We start from the raw sequence: 703 nt of genomic DNA on the forward strand, positions 1-703 counted from the left end.
AACTATTTTTAATTTCCACACACAACTTTTGCGCTTGATCCGGCTTTAAAACCAGAAAACGGATCATTCCTAAAAGTTGTGTTTATGCAAAAATTGTAGTTAATCTAAAGAGAAAGAATTCTACATTTTTGACTCCTCTAAACTGACTTCTAAACGCTTTGATTTTTGCATTAAAAGATTCTGCGGAAGCATTAGTACTTCTATTAATAAAGTAGTTCAGGATAGATCTATAATTAATTGTAATAGTATTGCCTATGGTGTTGAAGGCTTTAAATCCAGCTAACTCTACAACGTTATACCAGCGTGCTAGCTTAGTGTATGCTGATTCAATAGAAGTTGCTGTATTAAATAGATTTCTTAAACCCTGTCCCAGATCGTATGCTTTTTTAATATCTGGATAGTGTTCGAATAGTATTTTTGATCTGATGTACTGATTTTGTGTCCAGTTGTTAGGAGCTTTATAAAGTAAATACCTACTTCTAGCTAGGAGTTGTTTTCTGGTGTCTCCATTGCTAAATAGGTGTGGTTGGTATGTTTGCCCAGTTAATCTAGCTTTTTTAATTTCTTCATTTTCTAAGTCTATAGCATCCCATCTGTGTTTTATTCTAATGTTTTGTAGCGCCTCTAAAGCAAGTTTTTGTACATGAAATCGATCCGTTACCTGTATAGCTTTAGGGAAGCATTTTTTAGCTATTATTTTCAT

Annotated in this window: 1 protein-coding gene; it reads right to left on the minus strand. The window is 33.1% G+C overall.

All coding sequences use genetic code 11. From position 1 onward, the window contains the following. Window positions 1-82: 82 nt before the first annotated feature. Window positions 83-703, minus strand: a 621-nt coding sequence (locus tag F6U93_RS01490) for an ISAon1 family transposase (protein WP_150936167.1), incomplete at its 5' end; no start/stop codon positions are given.

Origin of the sequence: Pseudotamlana haliotis (assembly GCF_008806375.1) — a bacterium.
GTDB classification, from domain to species: domain Bacteria; phylum Bacteroidota; class Bacteroidia; order Flavobacteriales; family Flavobacteriaceae; genus Pseudotamlana; species Pseudotamlana haliotis.